This is a genomic window from Streptomyces sp. GESEQ-4 (assembly GCF_017948455.1).
Taxonomy (GTDB): domain Bacteria; phylum Actinomycetota; class Actinomycetes; order Streptomycetales; family Streptomycetaceae; genus Streptomyces.
Map to the genome: position 1 here is coordinate 128,413 of NZ_JAFFSU010000007.1, position 15,275 is coordinate 143,687.

15 protein-coding genes and 1 pseudogene are annotated in these 15,275 nt (G+C 71.0%); 7 read left to right on the forward strand and 9 right to left on the reverse strand.

Annotation, left to right across the window (positions count from 1 at the left end):
* Window positions 1-4: 4 nt before the first annotated feature.
* Window positions 5-1,324, reverse strand: coding sequence for a serine-threonine protein kinase (locus tag KCH48_RS16180; RefSeq protein ID WP_210574759.1), 1,320 nt, complete (start codon window positions 1,322-1,324; stop codon window positions 5-7).
* Window positions 1,325-1,404: 80 nt separating this feature from the next.
* Window positions 1,405-2,637, reverse strand: a complete 1,233-nt coding sequence (locus KCH48_RS16185; protein ID WP_210574760.1) for an exo-beta-N-acetylmuramidase NamZ domain-containing protein — start codon at window positions 2,635-2,637, stop codon at window positions 1,405-1,407.
* 164 nt (window positions 2,638-2,801) lie between these two features.
* Here KCH48_RS16185 and KCH48_RS16190 point away from each other — a divergent pair, with 164 nt between their 5' ends.
* From KCH48_RS16190 to KCH48_RS16200, 3 genes are read left to right on the forward strand one after another with little or no spacing between them, the layout of a single operon-like run.
* Window positions 2,802-3,566 (forward strand): SDR family oxidoreductase, encoded by a 765-nt coding sequence (locus KCH48_RS16190; RefSeq protein ID WP_210574761.1) that lies wholly within the window; start codon window positions 2,802-2,804, stop codon window positions 3,564-3,566.
* Window positions 3,563-5,230 carry a class I adenylate-forming enzyme family protein gene (locus KCH48_RS16195; protein WP_210574763.1) on the forward strand — a complete coding sequence of 556 codons (1,668 nt, stop codon included), beginning with the start codon at window positions 3,563-3,565 and terminating at the stop codon, window positions 5,228-5,230. The genes KCH48_RS16190 and KCH48_RS16195 overlap by 4 nt, the downstream gene beginning before the upstream one ends.
* Window positions 5,231-5,274: 44 nt before the next feature.
* The gene (locus tag KCH48_RS16200) at window positions 5,275-5,868 is read left to right on the forward strand and encodes a TetR/AcrR family transcriptional regulator (protein ID WP_210574765.1); all 594 of its coding nucleotides are present in this window, start codon (window positions 5,275-5,277) and stop codon (window positions 5,866-5,868) included.
* Between the two features lies 1 nt (window position 5,869).
* On the opposite strand, the gene KCH48_RS16205 is transcribed toward KCH48_RS16200, so the two are convergent.
* The 6 genes from KCH48_RS16205 to KCH48_RS16230 all read right to left on the reverse strand — a co-directional run bounded on the left by KCH48_RS16205 (window position 5,870) and on the right by KCH48_RS16230 (window position 10,598).
* The gene (locus tag KCH48_RS16205) at window positions 5,870-7,084 is read right to left on the reverse strand and encodes an acyl-CoA dehydrogenase family protein (RefSeq protein ID WP_210574767.1); all 1,215 of its coding nucleotides are present in this window, start codon (window positions 7,082-7,084) and stop codon (window positions 5,870-5,872) included.
* A 6-nt stretch (window positions 7,085-7,090) separates the two neighbouring features.
* Window positions 7,091-8,113, reverse strand: coding sequence for a phosphotransferase family protein (locus KCH48_RS16210; protein ID WP_210574768.1), 1,023 nt, complete (start codon window positions 8,111-8,113; stop codon window positions 7,091-7,093).
* 248 nt (window positions 8,114-8,361) lie between these two features.
* Window positions 8,362-8,691 (reverse strand): DUF202 domain-containing protein, encoded by a 330-nt coding sequence (locus KCH48_RS16215; protein WP_210574769.1) that lies wholly within the window; start codon window positions 8,689-8,691, stop codon window positions 8,362-8,364.
* A complete protein-coding gene (locus KCH48_RS16220) occupies window positions 8,688-9,080 on the reverse strand; it encodes a YidH family protein (RefSeq protein ID WP_210574770.1) in 393 nt (130 codons plus the stop codon). Before KCH48_RS16220 ends, KCH48_RS16215 begins: the two co-directional genes overlap by 4 nt.
* Before the next feature lie 17 nt (window positions 9,081-9,097).
* A complete protein-coding gene (locus tag KCH48_RS16225) occupies window positions 9,098-9,616 on the reverse strand; it encodes an NUDIX hydrolase (protein WP_210574771.1) in 519 nt (172 codons plus the stop codon).
* Window positions 9,617-9,695: 79 nt separating this feature from the next.
* A complete protein-coding gene (locus KCH48_RS16230; protein ID WP_210574772.1) occupies window positions 9,696-10,598 on the reverse strand; it encodes a DMT family transporter in 903 nt (300 codons plus the stop codon).
* Window positions 10,599-11,009: 411 nt separating this feature from the next.
* Between KCH48_RS16230 and KCH48_RS16235 the strand changes: the two genes are divergently transcribed.
* From KCH48_RS16235 to KCH48_RS16250, 4 genes are all read left to right on the forward strand, one after another.
* Entirely contained in the window at window positions 11,010-11,960 is a 951-nt protein-coding gene (locus KCH48_RS16235; protein ID WP_210574773.1) for a hypothetical protein, read from the forward strand.
* Between the two features lie 68 nt (window positions 11,961-12,028).
* Window positions 12,029-13,576 carry an APC family permease gene (locus KCH48_RS16240; RefSeq protein WP_210574774.1) on the forward strand — a complete coding sequence of 516 codons (1,548 nt, stop codon included), beginning with the start codon at window positions 12,029-12,031 and terminating at the stop codon, window positions 13,574-13,576.
* A gap of 67 nt (window positions 13,577-13,643) precedes the next feature.
* Window positions 13,644-14,405 carry a molybdopterin-dependent oxidoreductase gene (locus KCH48_RS16245; RefSeq protein WP_210574776.1) on the forward strand — a complete coding sequence of 254 codons (762 nt, stop codon included), beginning with the start codon at window positions 13,644-13,646 and terminating at the stop codon, window positions 14,403-14,405.
* Window positions 14,389-15,009, forward strand: coding sequence for a cytochrome b/b6 domain-containing protein (locus tag KCH48_RS16250; protein WP_210574778.1), 621 nt, complete (start codon window positions 14,389-14,391; stop codon window positions 15,007-15,009). The genes KCH48_RS16245 and KCH48_RS16250 overlap by 17 nt, the downstream gene beginning before the upstream one ends.
* 91 nt (window positions 15,010-15,100) lie before the next feature.
* On the opposite strand, the pseudogene KCH48_RS16255 reads toward KCH48_RS16250, so the two are convergent.
* Window positions 15,101-15,229, reverse strand: a pseudogene (locus tag KCH48_RS16255) (L-idonate 5-dehydrogenase); the annotation flags it as partial.
* Window positions 15,230-15,275 lie beyond the last annotated feature (46 nt).

Genomic DNA, 15,275 nt, shown 5'->3' on the forward strand with positions numbered 1-15,275 from the left:
CGGGTCAGGCGACACGGCCCGCCGCCAGCACCACCTGCGCCAACTCCCGGTGCGCGATGTCGCTGTGCGCGCCGGCCGGTGGGCCGCCGCGTTTGACCACGGCGGCCGCGTCGACGTTCACACACCCCGACGCGGGCAGCTTGCCCTTCTTCAGCGCGTCGGCGAGCTTCAACGCGCGCGTGCCCGGCACCGCCCGCATCCCCTTGTGTCCCATCGCCCCCCACTTGTCGCCGAGCATCCCCCCGACATTCAGGCCGAGGACCGTCCGATCGTCGTCCGCCATGCGTGAGGCCAGCGGATACATCGTGCCGAGGGCCGAGTCGTGGTGGGAGTGGCAGCACACCATGGGACCGTCGATGCGGTTCTGCTGGCCCTGGAGCACGCCTCCCGCGCGCGCGTCGTGCGGGAGCCGAGCAGCGAACGCGTAGTGCGAGAAGGCCCCTTGGAGCAGCGTCACCGACTTCACCGTGCGCACCCCCTCGGGCAGCCCGCGCAGCGCGAACGACACCAACCGCCCGCCGAAGCTGTGCCCGACGAGATGCACGCGCGCGTGCGGTACGTCCTTGGCCAGCTGCCCGACGACCCGGCCGAGCCCACGCTCCCCGACGGTTCCCGCGCGCCGCTTCATCGCGTAGTACGTCGCCTGCCGCAGCAGTTCCTGGGCACCCTTCCAGGGGTTGGGCAGGGAAAAGGACGCCGTGCCGCCCGGAGACTCGAGACCGGCCAGCGCCTGCGCGAACTCCTCGCAGGCCGTCGCCGCCGACCCGGAGAACATCCGCGGCTCGCTCTGCGGCACCCCCTCCGCCAGCGTGTCCGCCGCGAACAGCGCCTGCGGCCCCGGCGGTACGACCTCCACCAGCAGCCGCACCAGCCGGCCGAACTCCTCCAACTCGGCCTCCTCACGCGGCTGCTGGTCCAGCATGCGCGCGATCTGGTCGATCACGGTCGCCCGGCCGGGAAAGGTCTCCAGCAGCGAGTGCCGCGTGTCCTTGTCGAGCGCGGATTGCTGCGACATCTCGGCCGCCACCGACCGTGGGAAGTCGGGGATCGGCTCGTCGGAGAACCGCATCGACGGCCACAGCACACCCACGTACCCGAGCCTGGCCCCCGGCACGAGCTGGGGGAACGGTGCGAAGAAGCGGCTGTAGAGCCGGGTCGCGATCGAGCGGTCGTTGTTCCAGCCATGCGCGAAGACGATCAGGTCACCGACCTTCCGGTCCGCGACACCGGCGAGCAGCCGGTCCCGCTGCTTGCCGTTCACGTCGCCGTCCGCGTCGAACGTCAGCTCCCAGTAGGGAGTCACGCTCATCTCCGGATCCGTCATGCCGGGCCCCCTTGTCCCCCGATGTCACGTGATGCGTGGCATCGTCCTGCGCCCGGGCGGGGTTGGCCAGACGGCCGGAGTCATCTGTAGAGGAGATACTCCTTCCGGACCTTCCGGAACGCCGCCAGCTCCTGCTGCCAGCCCGCCACCACCTCGTCCGTGCCGGCTCCCGCGTCGATCGCCGTGCGCACCCGCGTGGAGCCGGTGAGCTTGTCGATCCAGTTGTCCGACCGCCACGCGAAGCCGCTCCACACCTTCTTGGCGGTCACCAGCAGCGCGATGCCCGTGCGCACGGGGTCGTACGCGGCCCGGTCGTGCACATGGAGCTGTACGCCGCCGATGGTCTTCCCCTGGAACTTGGAGAAGACCGGAGCGAAGTACGCCTCCCTGAAATGGACGCCGGGCAGACGGAGTTGATTCACCTCGGCGGCCCAGCGCCCGTCGATGCCCTCGGCGCCGAGCAGTTCGAAGGGGCGGGTGGTGCCGCGTCCCTCGGAGAGGTTGGTGCCCTCGAAGAGACACGTCCCCGAGTACACGAGGGCGGTGTCGGGGGTGGGCATGTTCGGGCTCGGAGGCACCCACGGCAGCCCGGACGCGTCGTAGAACTCCGACCGCTTCCACCCCGTCATCCGTACGGTGTCCAGCTCGACCGGGGTGGTCAGGAACTCCCCGTTGAACAGGCGCGCCAGCTCGGCGACCGTCATGCCGTGCGCCTGCGAGATCGGTTGCCGGCCGACGAAGGTCGCGAACTCCTTGTGCAGGACCGGGCCTTGGGCCTCGCGGCCCGTCACCGGGTTCGGGCGGTCGAGCACGACGAGGCGTTTGCCGGCGAGTCGGGCCGCCTCCATGCAGTCGTACAGCGTCCAGATGTACGTGTAGAAGCGGGCGCCGACGTCCTGGATGTCGAAGACGATCGTGTCGACGCCTGACGCGGTGAAGATGTCGGCGAGGGGGCGGCCGCTCTTGAGGTACGTGTCGTAGACGGGGAGGCCGGTTGCCGGGTCGTCGTAGCGGCCTTCGGAGCCGCCGGCCTGGGCGGTGCCGCGAAAGCCGTGTTCGGGGCCGAAGACGGCCCCTAGGTTCACTCGGTTGTCGTTGTGCATGACGTCGACGATGTGGCGGGTGTCTCTGGTGATGCCGGTGGGGTTGGTGACGATTCCGACTCGGTCGCCGTCGAGTGCCGCGTAGCCGTCTGCGGCCAGTCGCTCGAAGCCGGTTTGCCTGCGGCGCTGGGCCGCGGAGGCGGGGGGTGCGCTGGATAGTGCGGTTGCTGCCGTTGTCGCTGCGAGGAGGGCTCGTCTGGATAGGCGCATGGGGTGCACGGTATTGCTCCCGCCGGTTGTGTGGAAGCTGCTGGTAGTTCGTGGCTTGTCGCGCAGTTCCCCGCGCCCCTTACCGGCGATTTCCTTGCCCTTCCTCTAGCACATACCGACCGGTTAGTCTGGCCCTGCAGTGGAGCCGTAGTCGAAGGAGACCGATGGTGGAAGCCGTGCAGGACACCGGAGTAGTCGTCACCGGAGCTGGGGGCGGGATCGGGGCCGCGCTTGCGCGGCGGTTTGCTGCCGGAGGGGCCCGGGTCGTCGTCAACGATCTGGATGCCGATAAGGCCAAGGCCGTTGCCGATGAGATCGGGGGCATCGCGGTGCCGGGTGATGCCTCGGCCATTGTTGGCGAAGCCCGCGACGCTCTCGGTGGCGTCGTCGATGTCTACTGTGCCAATGCCGGGCTTCCCTCGGGTGGGTCCGAGGGGGCCGGTGAGCAGGTGTGGGCGTTGGCCTGGGATGTGAATGTGATGGCGCATGTGCGGGCGGCGCAGGAGTTGGTTCCGGGGTGGCTGGAGCGGGGGCGGGGGCGGTTCGTGTCCACCGTGTCGGCCGCGGGGCTGCTGACCATGATCGGGGCCGCGCCGTACAGCGTGACCAAGCACGGTGCGTACGCCTTCGCCGAGTGGCTGTCGTTGACGTATCGGCACCGGGGGATCAAGGTGCACGCGATCTGTCCGCAGGGTGTGCGGACGGACATGCTGGCCGGTACCGGGAGTGCCGGGGATCTGGTGCTGAAGCCGACCGCGATCGAGCCGGAGGATGTCGCGGACGCGCTGTTCAAGGGGATCGAGGAGGACCGGTTCCTGATCCTGCCGCATCCCGAGGTCGGCGGGTACTACCAGGCTCGGGCCACCGACCCGGAGCGCTGGCTGACGAACATGAACCACATTCAGCAGAAGTGGGAGGAGGCCGAGTGACCGGCTCCCGCTATGCCGAGCGGCCCTGGCTGGGGCTGCTGAACGACGCCCAGCGTGCGCCCATCGCTCCCGTCGACTCGCTTGTGCATGCGCTGCGTCGGGCCGTCGGCGAGACGCCGGACCGTATCTGCCTCGCCTACTTCGATGCCCGGCTGAGCTTTCGCGAGGTCGACGAGCTGAGCGACTCCGTCGCCGGGCATCTGGCCGCGCGGGGTCTGGAGCGTGGTGACCGGGTCGCGGTGTTGCTGCAGAACTCGCCGCACTTCGTGCTGGCGCTGCTCGGCGCCTGGAAGGCGGGCGCGGTCGTCGTGCCGGTGAACCCCATGTACAAGGCGGGGGAGGTCGGCCATGTGCTGCGGGACGGTGACGTGGCGGCGCTGATCTGCGCCGACCGGGCCTGGGAGTCGTATCTGCGCGAGACGGCACAGGGCTCGCCGGTGCGGATCGTGCTCACCGCCAGTGAGTTGGACTTCCAAACCCGTGACGACGCGCGCGTGCTGTCCTTCGAGCGGCTGCCGCAGGCCGCCGATGCCGATGATCTGACGGTGGTCGCCCGGCAGGGGGACAAGGCACCGGAGGGGCGTGAACCAGGGCCCTCGGACATCGCGCTGATCAGCTACACCTCGGGCACCAGCGGCACGCCCAAGGGCGCCACCAACACGCACGGCAACATCATGTACAACGCCGAGCGGCAGCGGACCGGGCTCGGGCTGCCCGAGGAGCCCGTCTACTTCGCGCTGGCGCCGCTGTTCCACATCACCGGGATGGTCTGCCAGCTCGGCGCGTGTCTCAACAGCGCGGGCACGCTGGTGCTGGCGTACCGCTTCGAGGCCGGGGTCGTGCTGGACGCGTTCGCCGAGCACCGGCCGTACTACACCGTCGGCCCGTCGACCGCCTTCATGGCGCTGGCGGCCCATCCGGACGTCACCCCGGACCACTTCTCCTCGTTCCGGATCATCTCCTCCGGCGGTGCTCCGCTGCCGCCCGCGCTGGTGGAGAAGTTCCGGGCGGGCTTCGGGCCGTACATCCGCAACGGGTACGGCCTCACCGAGTGCACCGCGCCCTGTGCGTCCGTGCCGCCGGGGCGGGAGGCGCCCGTCGACCCGGCGTCCGGGACGCTGGCCGTCGGGGTGCCGGGGCCGGACACGGTCGTGCGGATCGTCGACGACCGGGGAGCGGAGGTGCCGTTCGGGGAGCAGGGCGAGATCCTCGTACGGGGACCGCAGGTCGTCCCCGGTTACTGGCGCCGCCCCGACGCCACCGCCGAGACCTTCCCGGGCGGCGAGTTGCGTACCGGCGACATCGGCTTCATGGACGCCGAGGGGTGGCTGTACGTCGTCGACCGGAAGAAGGACATGATCAACGCGTCTGGCTTCAAGGTGTGGCCGCGTGAGGTCGAGGACGTGCTGTACACGCATCCGGCGGTGCGTGAGGCGGCTGTCGTCGGGGTGCCCGACGGGTACCGCGGAGAGACCGTCAAGGCGTACATCAGCCTCCGTCCCGGCGCCGACACGGACCCCGGTGCGCTGGCCGCGTACTGCAAGGAGAGACTGGCCGCCTACAAGTATCCGCGGCAGGTGGAGATCCTGCCCGAGTTGCCCAAGACGGCGAGTGGCAAGATCCTCCGTCGGGAGCTTCGTTCCCGGCCGCAAGACGGTCAGTGAAGAACAAGAGAACAGCAGACAGCTCGGAAAGGCAGGTGGCGGCAGTGCCCAGGACGACGGACGGAGACGGTACGCCCGTCCCGCAGCGGCTGCTGGCCGCCGCCACCCGGCTCTTCGCGGAGCAGGGCTACGACCGCACCTCGGTGCAGGAGATCGTCGAGTCGGCCGGCGTCACCAAGGGGGCGCTGTACCACTACTTCGGCTCCAAGGACGACCTCCTGCACGAGGTGTACGCGCGCGTGCTGCGCGTCCAGCAGGAGCGGCTCGACGCGTTCGCGGGCGCCGACGAGCCGATCGAGAAGCGGGTGCGGGACGCGGCGGCGGATGTCGTGGTGACGACGATCGAGAACCTCGACGACGCGATGATCTTCTTCCGCTCGATGCACCATCTGAGCCCCGAGAAGAACAAGCAGGTGCGCGCCGAGCGGCGCCTCTACCACGAGCGTTTCCGCGCACTCATCGAGGAAGGGCAGCAGGCGGGAGTCTTCTCGAAGGCGACCCCGGCCGACCTGGTGGTGGACTACCACTTCGGGTCCGTCCACCACCTGTCGACCTGGTACCGCCCCGACGGCCCGATGAGCCCTCAGGAGGTCGCCGACCACCTGGCCGACCTGCTCCTGCGGGCTCTCAGACCCTGAGTCACAGGTACTTCTTCAGCTCCCGTCGCGCCAGCGACCGCTGATGCACCTCGTCCGGGCCGTCGGCGATCATCAACGTCCGTGCGCCCGCGTACAGTTCGGCGAGCGGGAAGTCCTGGCTGACACCGCCCGCGCCGTGCAGTTGGATCGCCTTGTCGAGGATGCCGACGACCGTGCGCGGAGTGGCGATCTTGATGGCCTGGATCTCGGTGTGCGCGCCCCGGTTGCCGACCGTGTCCATCATCCAGGCCGTCTTCAGGACCAGCAGCCGCAGCTGCTCGACCGCGACCCGCGCGTCGGCGATCCAGTTGTGCACCACGCCCTGCTGGGCCAGCGCCTTGCCGAAGGCCTCGCGCGCGACGGCCCGGCGGCACATCAGCTCGATCGCCCGCTCGGCCATGCCGATCAGCCGCATGCAGTGGTGGATGCGGCCGGGGCCGAGGCGGGCCTGGGCGATGGCGAAGCCGCCGCCCTCCTCGCCGATCAGGTTCGACACCGGCACGCGCGCGTGGTCGAAGATCACCTCGGCGTGGCCGCCGTGGGAGTGGTCCTCGTAGCCGAACACCTGCATGGCGCGCTCGACGGTAACGCCCGGGGTGTCGCGGGGGACCAGGATCATCGACTGCTGGCGGCGGATGTCGGCGCCGTCCGGGTCCGTCTTGCCCATCACGATGAAGATCTTGCAGTCCGGGTTCATCGCCCCGGAGATGTACCACTTGCGGCCCGTGATGACGTAGTCGTCGCCGTCCCGCCGGATCAGGGTGGTGATGTTCGTGGCGTCCGAGGAGGCCACCTCCGGCTCGGTCATCGCGAACGCCGAGCGGATCTCACCGGCGAGCAGCGGCTCCAGCCACTGCTTCTTCTGCTGCTCGTCGGCGAACTGGGCGAGCACCTCCATGTTGCCGGTGTCCGGTGCGGCGCAGTTCAGCGCGGTGGGCGCCAACTGCGGGGAGCGGCCGGTGATTTCGGCGAGGGGGGCGTACTGGAGGTTGGTCAGTCCTGCGCCGTATTCGGAGTCGGGGAGGAAGAGGTTCCACAGGCCCTGCCGGCGCGCCTCGGCCTTCAGCTCCTCGACCACGGCCGGGGTGTCCCACGGGGAGGCCAGCCGCGCGCGCTGCTCCTCCGCGACGGACTCGGCCGGATAGACGTACTCGTCCATGAAGGCGAGCAGCTTGGCGCGCAGTTCCTCGGTGCGCGCGTCGAACGCGAAGTCCATGGCGGATCAGCCTTCCTGAAGGGTGGTGAGGCCGTGCTCGATGAAGACGGGGACCAGGTCGCCGATGCGGTCGAAGCCGGGGCCGACGGTCTGGCCCAGGGTGTAGCGGTAGTGGATGCCCTCGAGGATCACGGCGAGCTTGAACCAGGCGAACGCCGTGTACCAGGAGACCGCGGAGACGTCGCGCCCCGACAGCTCGGCGTACCGCTCGATCAGTTCGGCCGGCTTCGGGTGCCCCGCGGCCTCGGCGGTCGTGGAGACCGGGGAGTCGGACGTGCCGAGCGGTGTGCTGTACATCACCAGCAGGCCGAGGTCGGTGAGCGGATCGCCGAGCGTCGACATCTCCCAGTCGAGGATCGCCTTGATCCGGTCGTCGTCGCCGATCAGGACGTTGTCGAGCCGGTAGTCGCCGTGTACGACGGTCGGCGCGGGGGAGTGGGGGAGGTCGCGGCCGAGGGCGGCGTGGAGCTCGTCGATTCCCGCGAGCTCACGGTTGCGGGAGGCGTCCAGCTGCTTGCCCCAGCGGCGCAGTTGCCGGTCAAGGAAGCCCTCGGGGCGGCCGAAGTCCGCCAGTCCCACGGCGGCCGGGTCCACCGCGTGCAGCTCGACGAGCGTGTCCACCAGGGACAGCACCGCGCCGCGGGTGCGCTCCGGGCCGAGCGGGGCGAGCTGGTCGGCCGTGCGGTACGGGGTGCCCTCGACGAACTCCATGACGTAGAACGGCGCCCCGAGCACCTGCTCGTCCTCGCACATCAGCACCGGCCGCGGCACCGGTACGTTCGTCGGGTGCAGCGCGCTGATCACCCGGTGTTCGCGCTTCATGTCGTGCGCGGTGGCCAGGACATGGCCCAGCGGAGGGCGCCGTACGACCCAGCGGGAGGTGCCGTCGGAGACCGCGTACGTGAGGTTCGACCGTCCGCCCTCGATCATCCGGCCGGTCAGAGGGCCGTGGACCAAGCCGGGCCGCTCGCTGTCGAGCAGCCCGCGCAGCCGGTCGAGATCGAGACCTGGCGGGTGATCGGCGCTCATCGTTGCTCCTTTGCCGGCGCGAGAACGGGTCCTGACCATGATGCCGACCGGTCGGTATGCCGTCCAGTGCGGGGGGCGAACGTGATCGGGACCACGTGAGCGCTCCGCTGTCAGTGCCACGCTATGCCGTCGGTCGCCTGCGGTGTCGTCGTGGCTGGTCGCGCCGTGGCTGGTCGCGCCCACGCGGCGGAGCCGCATATCGATACAGCCCCGCGCCCCTTTGGGGCGCTGCCGCCAAGGGGCAGGGCTCAGAAGACCAGGGCTGCCGCGCACGCCGCCAGTGCGACCGTGCACAGGACCGCCGCCGTGGCCTGCCGGGGGGTGAGGGGCGCGGGGGCGTGGGTCGCAGAGAGGGTGCGGATGCGGCCGTGGGCGACCAGCAGGAAGCCCAGCCAGAGGGCCACGCACAGGGCGCAGACGAGGACGCCGCTCACTGTCGCGCCGCCGTGCAGCGCCGTCTTCACGGCGAGCACGGCGGCGGCGGTGCCCGAGAGTGTCGTACGCCGCCAGGCGAGCCGGGTGCGCTCGGGCTGCAGTCCGGGGTCCCTGGTCCGGCCGCCGGCCGGTTCGGCGGTCACCCTTCCCAGCCGACGAGTACGACGACGACCATCGCGACGGCCACGATCGCGACGACGAGGCTCAGCACCGCCGGGAACCGTGACACCGGCAGATCCTCGCCCTTGCGCATGGCCCGCTCGCAGCGGATCCAGTGGTTGACCGCGCGCAGCGAACACAGCACGCCCGCGGCGAGCAGCGCCAGCGCGAGGCCGACGCGCCAGCCCCACCGCAGGTCCGGCAGGAACTGGTCCACCGCGAAGCCGCCGCCGATCAGCGCGAGAGCGGTCCGCAGCCAGGCCAGAAAGGTGCGCTCGTTCGCCAGCGAGAAGCGGTAGTCGGGGGTCGTGCCCTCGTCGCGGATCTCCTGCGGGGCGAACCACAGACGGACGTTACGAGCGAAATCGATCACGCTCAGGACGATACCGGTCAGGAATCGCCCGACCTGTACGCCCTCAGCCGTTCATACGCCGCCAGCCCGTCCGGCACCCACTCCCACTCCGTCAGGCGTCGCTCCACCTCGGCCTCCGGCAGGAAATCGTGCCAGGCCACCTCCTCGGCCTGCGGTTGTACGGGGAGGTCGCAGCGGACCTCGTACACCGCGGACCACCAGCTCTGGCCGGCGCCGTTGTCGTAGAGGAACTTGAACAGGAACTCGGGCCGCGGGAGACCCGAGACGCCGAGTTCCTCCTCGGCCTCACGGAGGGCGGCGGTGTCGTAGGACTCGCCCGCGCCGACGACTCCGCCGACGAACATGTCGTAGAGGGAGGGGAACACCAGCTTGGTCGGGGTGCGGCGGTGGACGAAGAGACGGCCGGTGGTGTCGCGGGCCTGGATGAAGACGCAGCGGTGGCGCAGCCCGCGGGCGTAGGCCTCGCCGCGCGGGGACCGGCCGATGACCTGGTCGTTCTCGTCGACGATGTCGAGGATTTCGTCAGCAGCGCTCATGTCGCCAATAAATCATTCGTCGGCGGCGCTCATGCCGCCACTGCATCAGCTGAGTCAGCGCGCTCATGCCGCCGCTACATCAGCTCAGCCGGCTCGGCTGCAGATCCCCTGCCCGTTCCCGCACCGGCGCCCCGCACGGCATGGCCGGGTGCAGGCCCAGCAGGACGATCCCGACAACGATGGCCGCGAGGCCCGCCGATTCCCAGGCCAGCGCGCCCGGGTCGGTGCGCAGCCGGTCGCCGAGGAAGCCCACCCCGCAGGCGATCCCGGCCAGCGGCTGGGCGGCGGTCAGGGCGGGCAGGGACATCCGCAGGGACGCCGTCTCGAACGCGCTCTGCACTAGGACCAGGCCGGTGACGCCGAGCGCCAGCACGGCGTACGGCTGCCAGCCGGTCATCAGCTCGACGAAGCCGCCCTCGGAGAAGCGCTGGCCGCTCACCCGGGTCAGCGCGTCCTGCACGCCGTACAGCAGACCGGCGGCCACGGCGAGAAGCGCCGGGCCCGAGCTGAGCCGGGAGCGTTTCGCGTACGTCGTGAGCAGCAGCGCGGCTCCGACCATCACGCCGATGATCAGCCAGTGCCGCATCGGGTCGGTGATCGCGGCGCCGCCGGTCGGCTGCCCCGCCACGATGAAGGCGGTCACGCCGCCCGCGAGGAGGGCGAGCCCCGCCCAGCCCTGGCGGCCCAGCGGCTGCTTGGTCTGGTGGCGGGACAGGGCCATCGCGAACAGCAGGTTCGTCGCGAGCAGCGGCTCCACCAGGGATATCTCGCCCTGGCCCAGCGCGACCGCGCCGAGCGCCATGCCGGCCACCATGAGTCCGAGGCCGCCCCGCCAGCGCGGCACCTTCATCAGATCGAGGAGCAGGCGGGGGGAGAGGAAGTCGTTCAGGGGCGCCCGCTGGGCCGCGTTCTGCTGGAGGACGAAACCGAAGCCCAGGCAGCACGCGGCGCTCACGGCGAGAATCAGAACCTGAAGCGACACGCTGCGTACCTCGATCGTTCGGCCGGGCCGGGGGCTGCGTCCGGCCGACTGTAGTGGCCCAGGGCCCGGTGCGCCCCTGGGAGTGCCCGAACCGGACAGTGGACTCGGTCACGGCACCCCGTCGATCAAGGGCGGTCGCACGACCGTCACGCCATGCTGCGATGGCCGGGCGAGCAACGCTATGGCGTGCGACACAGTCAAGGGGCGCGGTGTGGTGATCATGCGGCGGTCTCGCAGGGCCGATGAACCTCAAGTGTCTCTCGTGTAGCAGAGGTTGACGCGTGTAACGACTTCGTGGGCCTTGACGTGATGTGTTGGCTGCGGGTTTGCTGTGCGTGATCGCTTGATGGCAAACCGAGACCGACGACTGCGCGCGTCCGACTGTGCGCGTCGCGTGAGGAAGTTCCCGCGGTGCCCCCACCTCCGCCACCCCTCGGCCGTGCCCGAAGACGCGCGGCCCAGGCCTTCGACTCTGCCCTCGACGACGCCGAACTCGCCGCCGCCCGCGCCGCGTTGGCCCAGGGGCGCTGGCAGGCGGCCCGCTCGCTGCTCGCGCACACCGGCGACGACTTCGACCGCCGCGGCCACCGCGTCACCGTTCTCGCCGAGGAGCCGTACAGCACCGCATGGGCCCGGGACTGGCTGCTCGCCGAGCCCGACTCCGCCGACGCCTGCGTCCTGCTGGCCCTCTCCCTGGTCCGGCGCGCGCTGCGGGGCAAGGAGAAGCCGGTCCGGGCCCGTGAGGCCTGTCATGCCGCCGCCGCGCTCGCGCCCGCCGACCCCACGCCGTGGCTCGGCCTGCTGATGCTGGAGCGCCGCTTCGGCGCCGAGGAGGAGGCGGTCCGGCTGTTCGCTGAGATCCGCGCCCGGTACGCCGACCACCATCACGCGCACCATCTGATGGTCGCCCGGCTCGCCGAGCGCCGCGCCGGGACGGGCCCGGACCCGCTGCACGAGGTCTACGAGTTCGCGGCCCACTGTGCCGAGCAGGCGCCCGCGGACTCGCCACTCGCGATCCTCCCGGTCGTCGCGCACGCCGAGCGCTACCGCGCGCTGGCCGCCGCCGGCCAGGTGCCCGCCGACCCGGCCGGCTCGGGGCACTGGTCCGGGCGCCGGGCCCGGCAGGTGATGAAGGCCGCCTTCGACTGGTGGCTGGAGTGGGAGCAGGAGGGCCATCCGCGCCGTCTGGTCGACCTGAACTTCCTCGCCCACGCCAAGGTCTGCGAAGGCCGCGGCGCCGAGGCCGCCGCCCTGTTCCACCGGATCGGCGAGCACGCCACCCCGGACCCGTGGTCGTACCCGGACCACGACCCGCACTCCGCGTTCCGAGCCGCACGCGCCACCGCGCTCGGCACGGCTTGACCCCCGCACCGCCGCATCCCTCGCCACCTGTGTCCCCACCCATGTCCCCACCAGGAAGGACGGCCCCGATGACGACGGGCAGTTCGCACACGAGCACCGCTCCCGACTCAGGCATCAGCACCTTCAGGGGACAGGAACGCGCCCTGCGCGCCGACCGCCTCGGCACCGGGGGCCTGCTGCTCTCCGTCCTCGCCGCGACCGCCCCTCTCATGGTGGTCGCGGGTGTCATGCCCACCACATTCGCGGTGATGGGCATCGTCGGACAGCCGCTGCTCTTCGTCGTGCTCGGAGTGGTCCTCGTCCTCTTCGGCATCGGATACGCCGAGATGAGCCGCCACGTCCACAACGCGGGCGCCTTCTACGCCTATATCTCCCGCGGCCTCGGCGGCACCGCCGGAGCGGCCGCCGCCCTGGTCGCGCTCGTCGCCTACAACGCCCTCCAGGTCGGCATCTACGGCATCTTCGGCTTCGAGGTCTCCGGCCTGTTCGCCACCTACGCCGAGGTCGAGGTCGCCTGGTGGATACCGGCGCTGGCGGCCGCCGCCGTCGTCGGCGCGCTGGGCTGGCTGAAGATCGACGTCAACGCGCGCGTGCTGGGCGTTCTGCTGATCGTCGAGGTGGCCCTGGTCGTCGTCTTCGACATCGCCGCCGTGGCCGACCCGGCGGCTGAAGGGCTGTCCCTGCACGCCTTCAACCCGGACACGCTCAGCGGCGCCGGAGTCGGCACCGCCCTGTGCTTCTGCATCGCCGCCTTCCTCGGCTTCGAGCAGGCGCCGGTGTACGCCGAGGAGACCAGCCGTCCGCATGTCCTCGTCCCGCGCGTGATGTTCCTCGCCGTCGGGGGTGTCGCCGTCTTCCTCGCGTTCAGCAGCTGGGCCCTGACCGTCGCCGCCGGACCGTCCGCGATCGTCGGCACGGCCCGGGAGCAGAGCGCCGGGCTGCTGTTCTTCCTGACCGAGGAACGGCTCGGCGGCACCTTCACCGACGTGCTGCACATCCTGTTCGTGACCGGCATGTTCGCGGCGATGCTCAGTTTCCACAACGTCGTCGCCCGGTACGCCTTCGCCATGGGCCGCGAGGGACTGCTGCCCGCCGCCTTCGGCCGCACCACCGGCACCAGCGGCGCCCCCGGCACCGGATCGCTGCTCCAGACCGCAGTGGCCGCCGTGATCGTCATCGCCTTCGCGATCGCCGACGACAAGCCGACCGGCGACCCGACCGCGCCTGTCCTGCACCTGTTCACCTGGTTCGGCAACGTCGGCGCCCTCGGCGTGATCGTGCTGATGGCGCTGGCCTCCCTCTCGGTGGTCGTCTTCTTCGCCCGCCGCGGCGCCGCCGGCACCCAGGCCTGGCGGCTGGTCACCTCCGTGCTGGCCGGGATCGCCCTGCTCGTGATCGCCGGCTACACCGTCAAGGACTTCGACGTCCTGGTCGGCACCGGCCCCGACTCGGCCCTGAGCTGGGCACTTCCGGGCATCATCGCCGCCGCCCTCGTCATCGGCCTCGTCCAGGGCCTGCTTCTGCGCTCCCGCTCGCCCGAGACCCACGCCCGCATCGGCCTCGGCAATCAAGCCTTCCAGCTGGACAAGGCGGCGGAGGCGGACGCGGACAACTGATTACGGAAACCTGACGAGCACCCGCGAACCCTGGTCCCGCAGGGCCCGCGGGTGCTCGAATGAACGGGTGACCCCCGAACAGCCCGAACAACCCGAGCGGCCGGAGCAGTACGAACAACCCGAGGAACGCGGCAAGCCGATCGGCCGCCGGGTCCTCCTCGGCACCCTCGGCCTGGGCGCGCTCGGCGTGGTCGCCGCGCCCACCCTCCAGCGCGGCCTGGAGTCCTTCCTCGGCAACGCGGCCGACAAGGACCCCACGGGCCTGACCGGCCTGCTCCCGAACGGCGGCGGCTTCCGCTACTACTCGGTCGCGTCCTCCGTCCCCCACAAGAACGCCGGGAACTACCGGCTCACCGTCGACGGGCTGGTCGACCGCCCGCAGACCTACACCCTGGCCGACCTGCGGGCCCTGCCGCAGACCCGGATGGTCAAGGACGTGCAGTGCGTCACCGGCTGGCGCGTCCCGGACACACCCTTCGAGGGGGTACGCCTGTCCCGGTTGCTGGACGCCGCGGGAGTGCGCCCCACGGCCGGGGCGGTGCGTTTCACCTGCTTCGACGGCACCTACACGGAGAGCCTCACCCTCGACCAGGCCCGCCGCGCGGACGTCCTGGTCGCCCTGCGCATGCAGGACAAGGACCTCGGCCACTCCCACGGCGGCCCGGTCCGCCTCTACGTCGCCCCCATGTACTTCTACAAGTCGGCCAAGTGGCTCTCCGGCATCACCCTCACCGACGAGGTGAAGCCCGGCTACTGGGAGGAACGCGGCTACGACATCGACGCCTGGGTCGGCCGCTCGAACGGACGCGACGATGAGCCTACGAGCTGAGGCGCCGCCGGCCGCGGAGGTCCGCCGGTTCAGCCGGGCCGAACGGTGGGTGCACCGGCTGACCGCCGCGCTGATGGGTATCTGCGTGGTCACGGCGGCCGTGCTCTACCTGCCCGAACTCGCCGAACTCGTCGGCCGCCGCGAGCTGGTGGTCCGTATCCACGAATGGGCCGGACTCGCCCTGCCCGTCCCGGTGCTGGCCGGTCTCGTCTCCCGGGCCTTCCGCGCCGACCTGCGCTTCCTGAACCGCTTCGGCCCGCACGACCGGGTCTGGCTGCGCGCCGCCCTGCGCCGCGACAAGCGGGCGGCGGCCCGTCCGGCGGGCAAGTTCAACGCCGGGCAGAAGATCTACTCCGCCTGGATCGCCGGCGCCACGCTGGTGATGCTGGGCACGGGCCTGATCATGTGGTTCACCCACCTCACCCCGCTGATGTGGCGCACCAGCGCGACCTTCGTCCACGACTGGCTCGCCCTCACCATCGGCATCGTCCTCGCCGGCCACATCGGCATGGCCCTGGCGGATCCGGAGGCCCGCCGCGGTCTGCGGACGGGTTCGGTGTCGCGGGAGTGGGCGGACCGGGAGCATCCGCTGTGGCGGCCGTGAACGCGGTCGCTCACGGGACGGGATCGCGGAGGACTCCGCCGGCGACGGGCCGGCGGAGCTTGTCGTACTGGGGGCGATGAGGGTGAAGGCGTCAGTTGCCGAAGTCGAGCAGCACCTTGCACGAGCGGCTCCGGTCCGCCGCGAGGGCGAAGGCCGATTCCGCCTCCCGTACCGGCACCACCGCACTCACCAGCCCGTCGAACGACGGCTCCACAGCGAGCCCGAAGGAGGCTGGGCCCGACCTGCGCCGTTTCGGCATCCCGAGA

What these genes read in the sequence shown, in the direction of transcription:
- KCH48_RS16180 (WP_210574759.1), bottom strand. Translation starts at nt 1,324, where the DNA reads ATGACGGATCCGGAGATGAGCGTGACTCCCTACTGGGAGCTGACGTTC.
- KCH48_RS16185 (WP_210574760.1), bottom strand. Translation starts at nt 2,637, where the DNA reads ATGCGCCTATCCAGACGAGCCCTCCTCGCAGCGACAACGGCAGCAACC.
- KCH48_RS16190 (WP_210574761.1), top strand. Translation starts at nt 2,802, where the DNA reads ATGGTGGAAGCCGTGCAGGACACCGGAGTAGTCGTCACCGGAGCTGGG.
- KCH48_RS16205 (WP_210574767.1), bottom strand. Translation starts at nt 7,084, where the DNA reads ATGGACTTCGCGTTCGACGCGCGCACCGAGGAACTGCGCGCCAAGCTG.
- KCH48_RS16210 (WP_210574768.1), bottom strand. Translation starts at nt 8,113, where the DNA reads ATGAGCGCCGATCACCCGCCAGGTCTCGATCTCGACCGGCTGCGCGGG.
- KCH48_RS16225 (WP_210574771.1), bottom strand. Translation starts at nt 9,616, where the DNA reads ATGAGCGCTGCTGACGAAATCCTCGACATCGTCGACGAGAACGACCAG.
- KCH48_RS16240 (WP_210574774.1), top strand. Translation starts at nt 12,029, where the DNA reads ATGACGACGGGCAGTTCGCACACGAGCACCGCTCCCGACTCAGGCATC.
- KCH48_RS16250 (WP_210574778.1), top strand. Translation starts at nt 14,389, where the DNA reads ATGAGCCTACGAGCTGAGGCGCCGCCGGCCGCGGAGGTCCGCCGGTTC.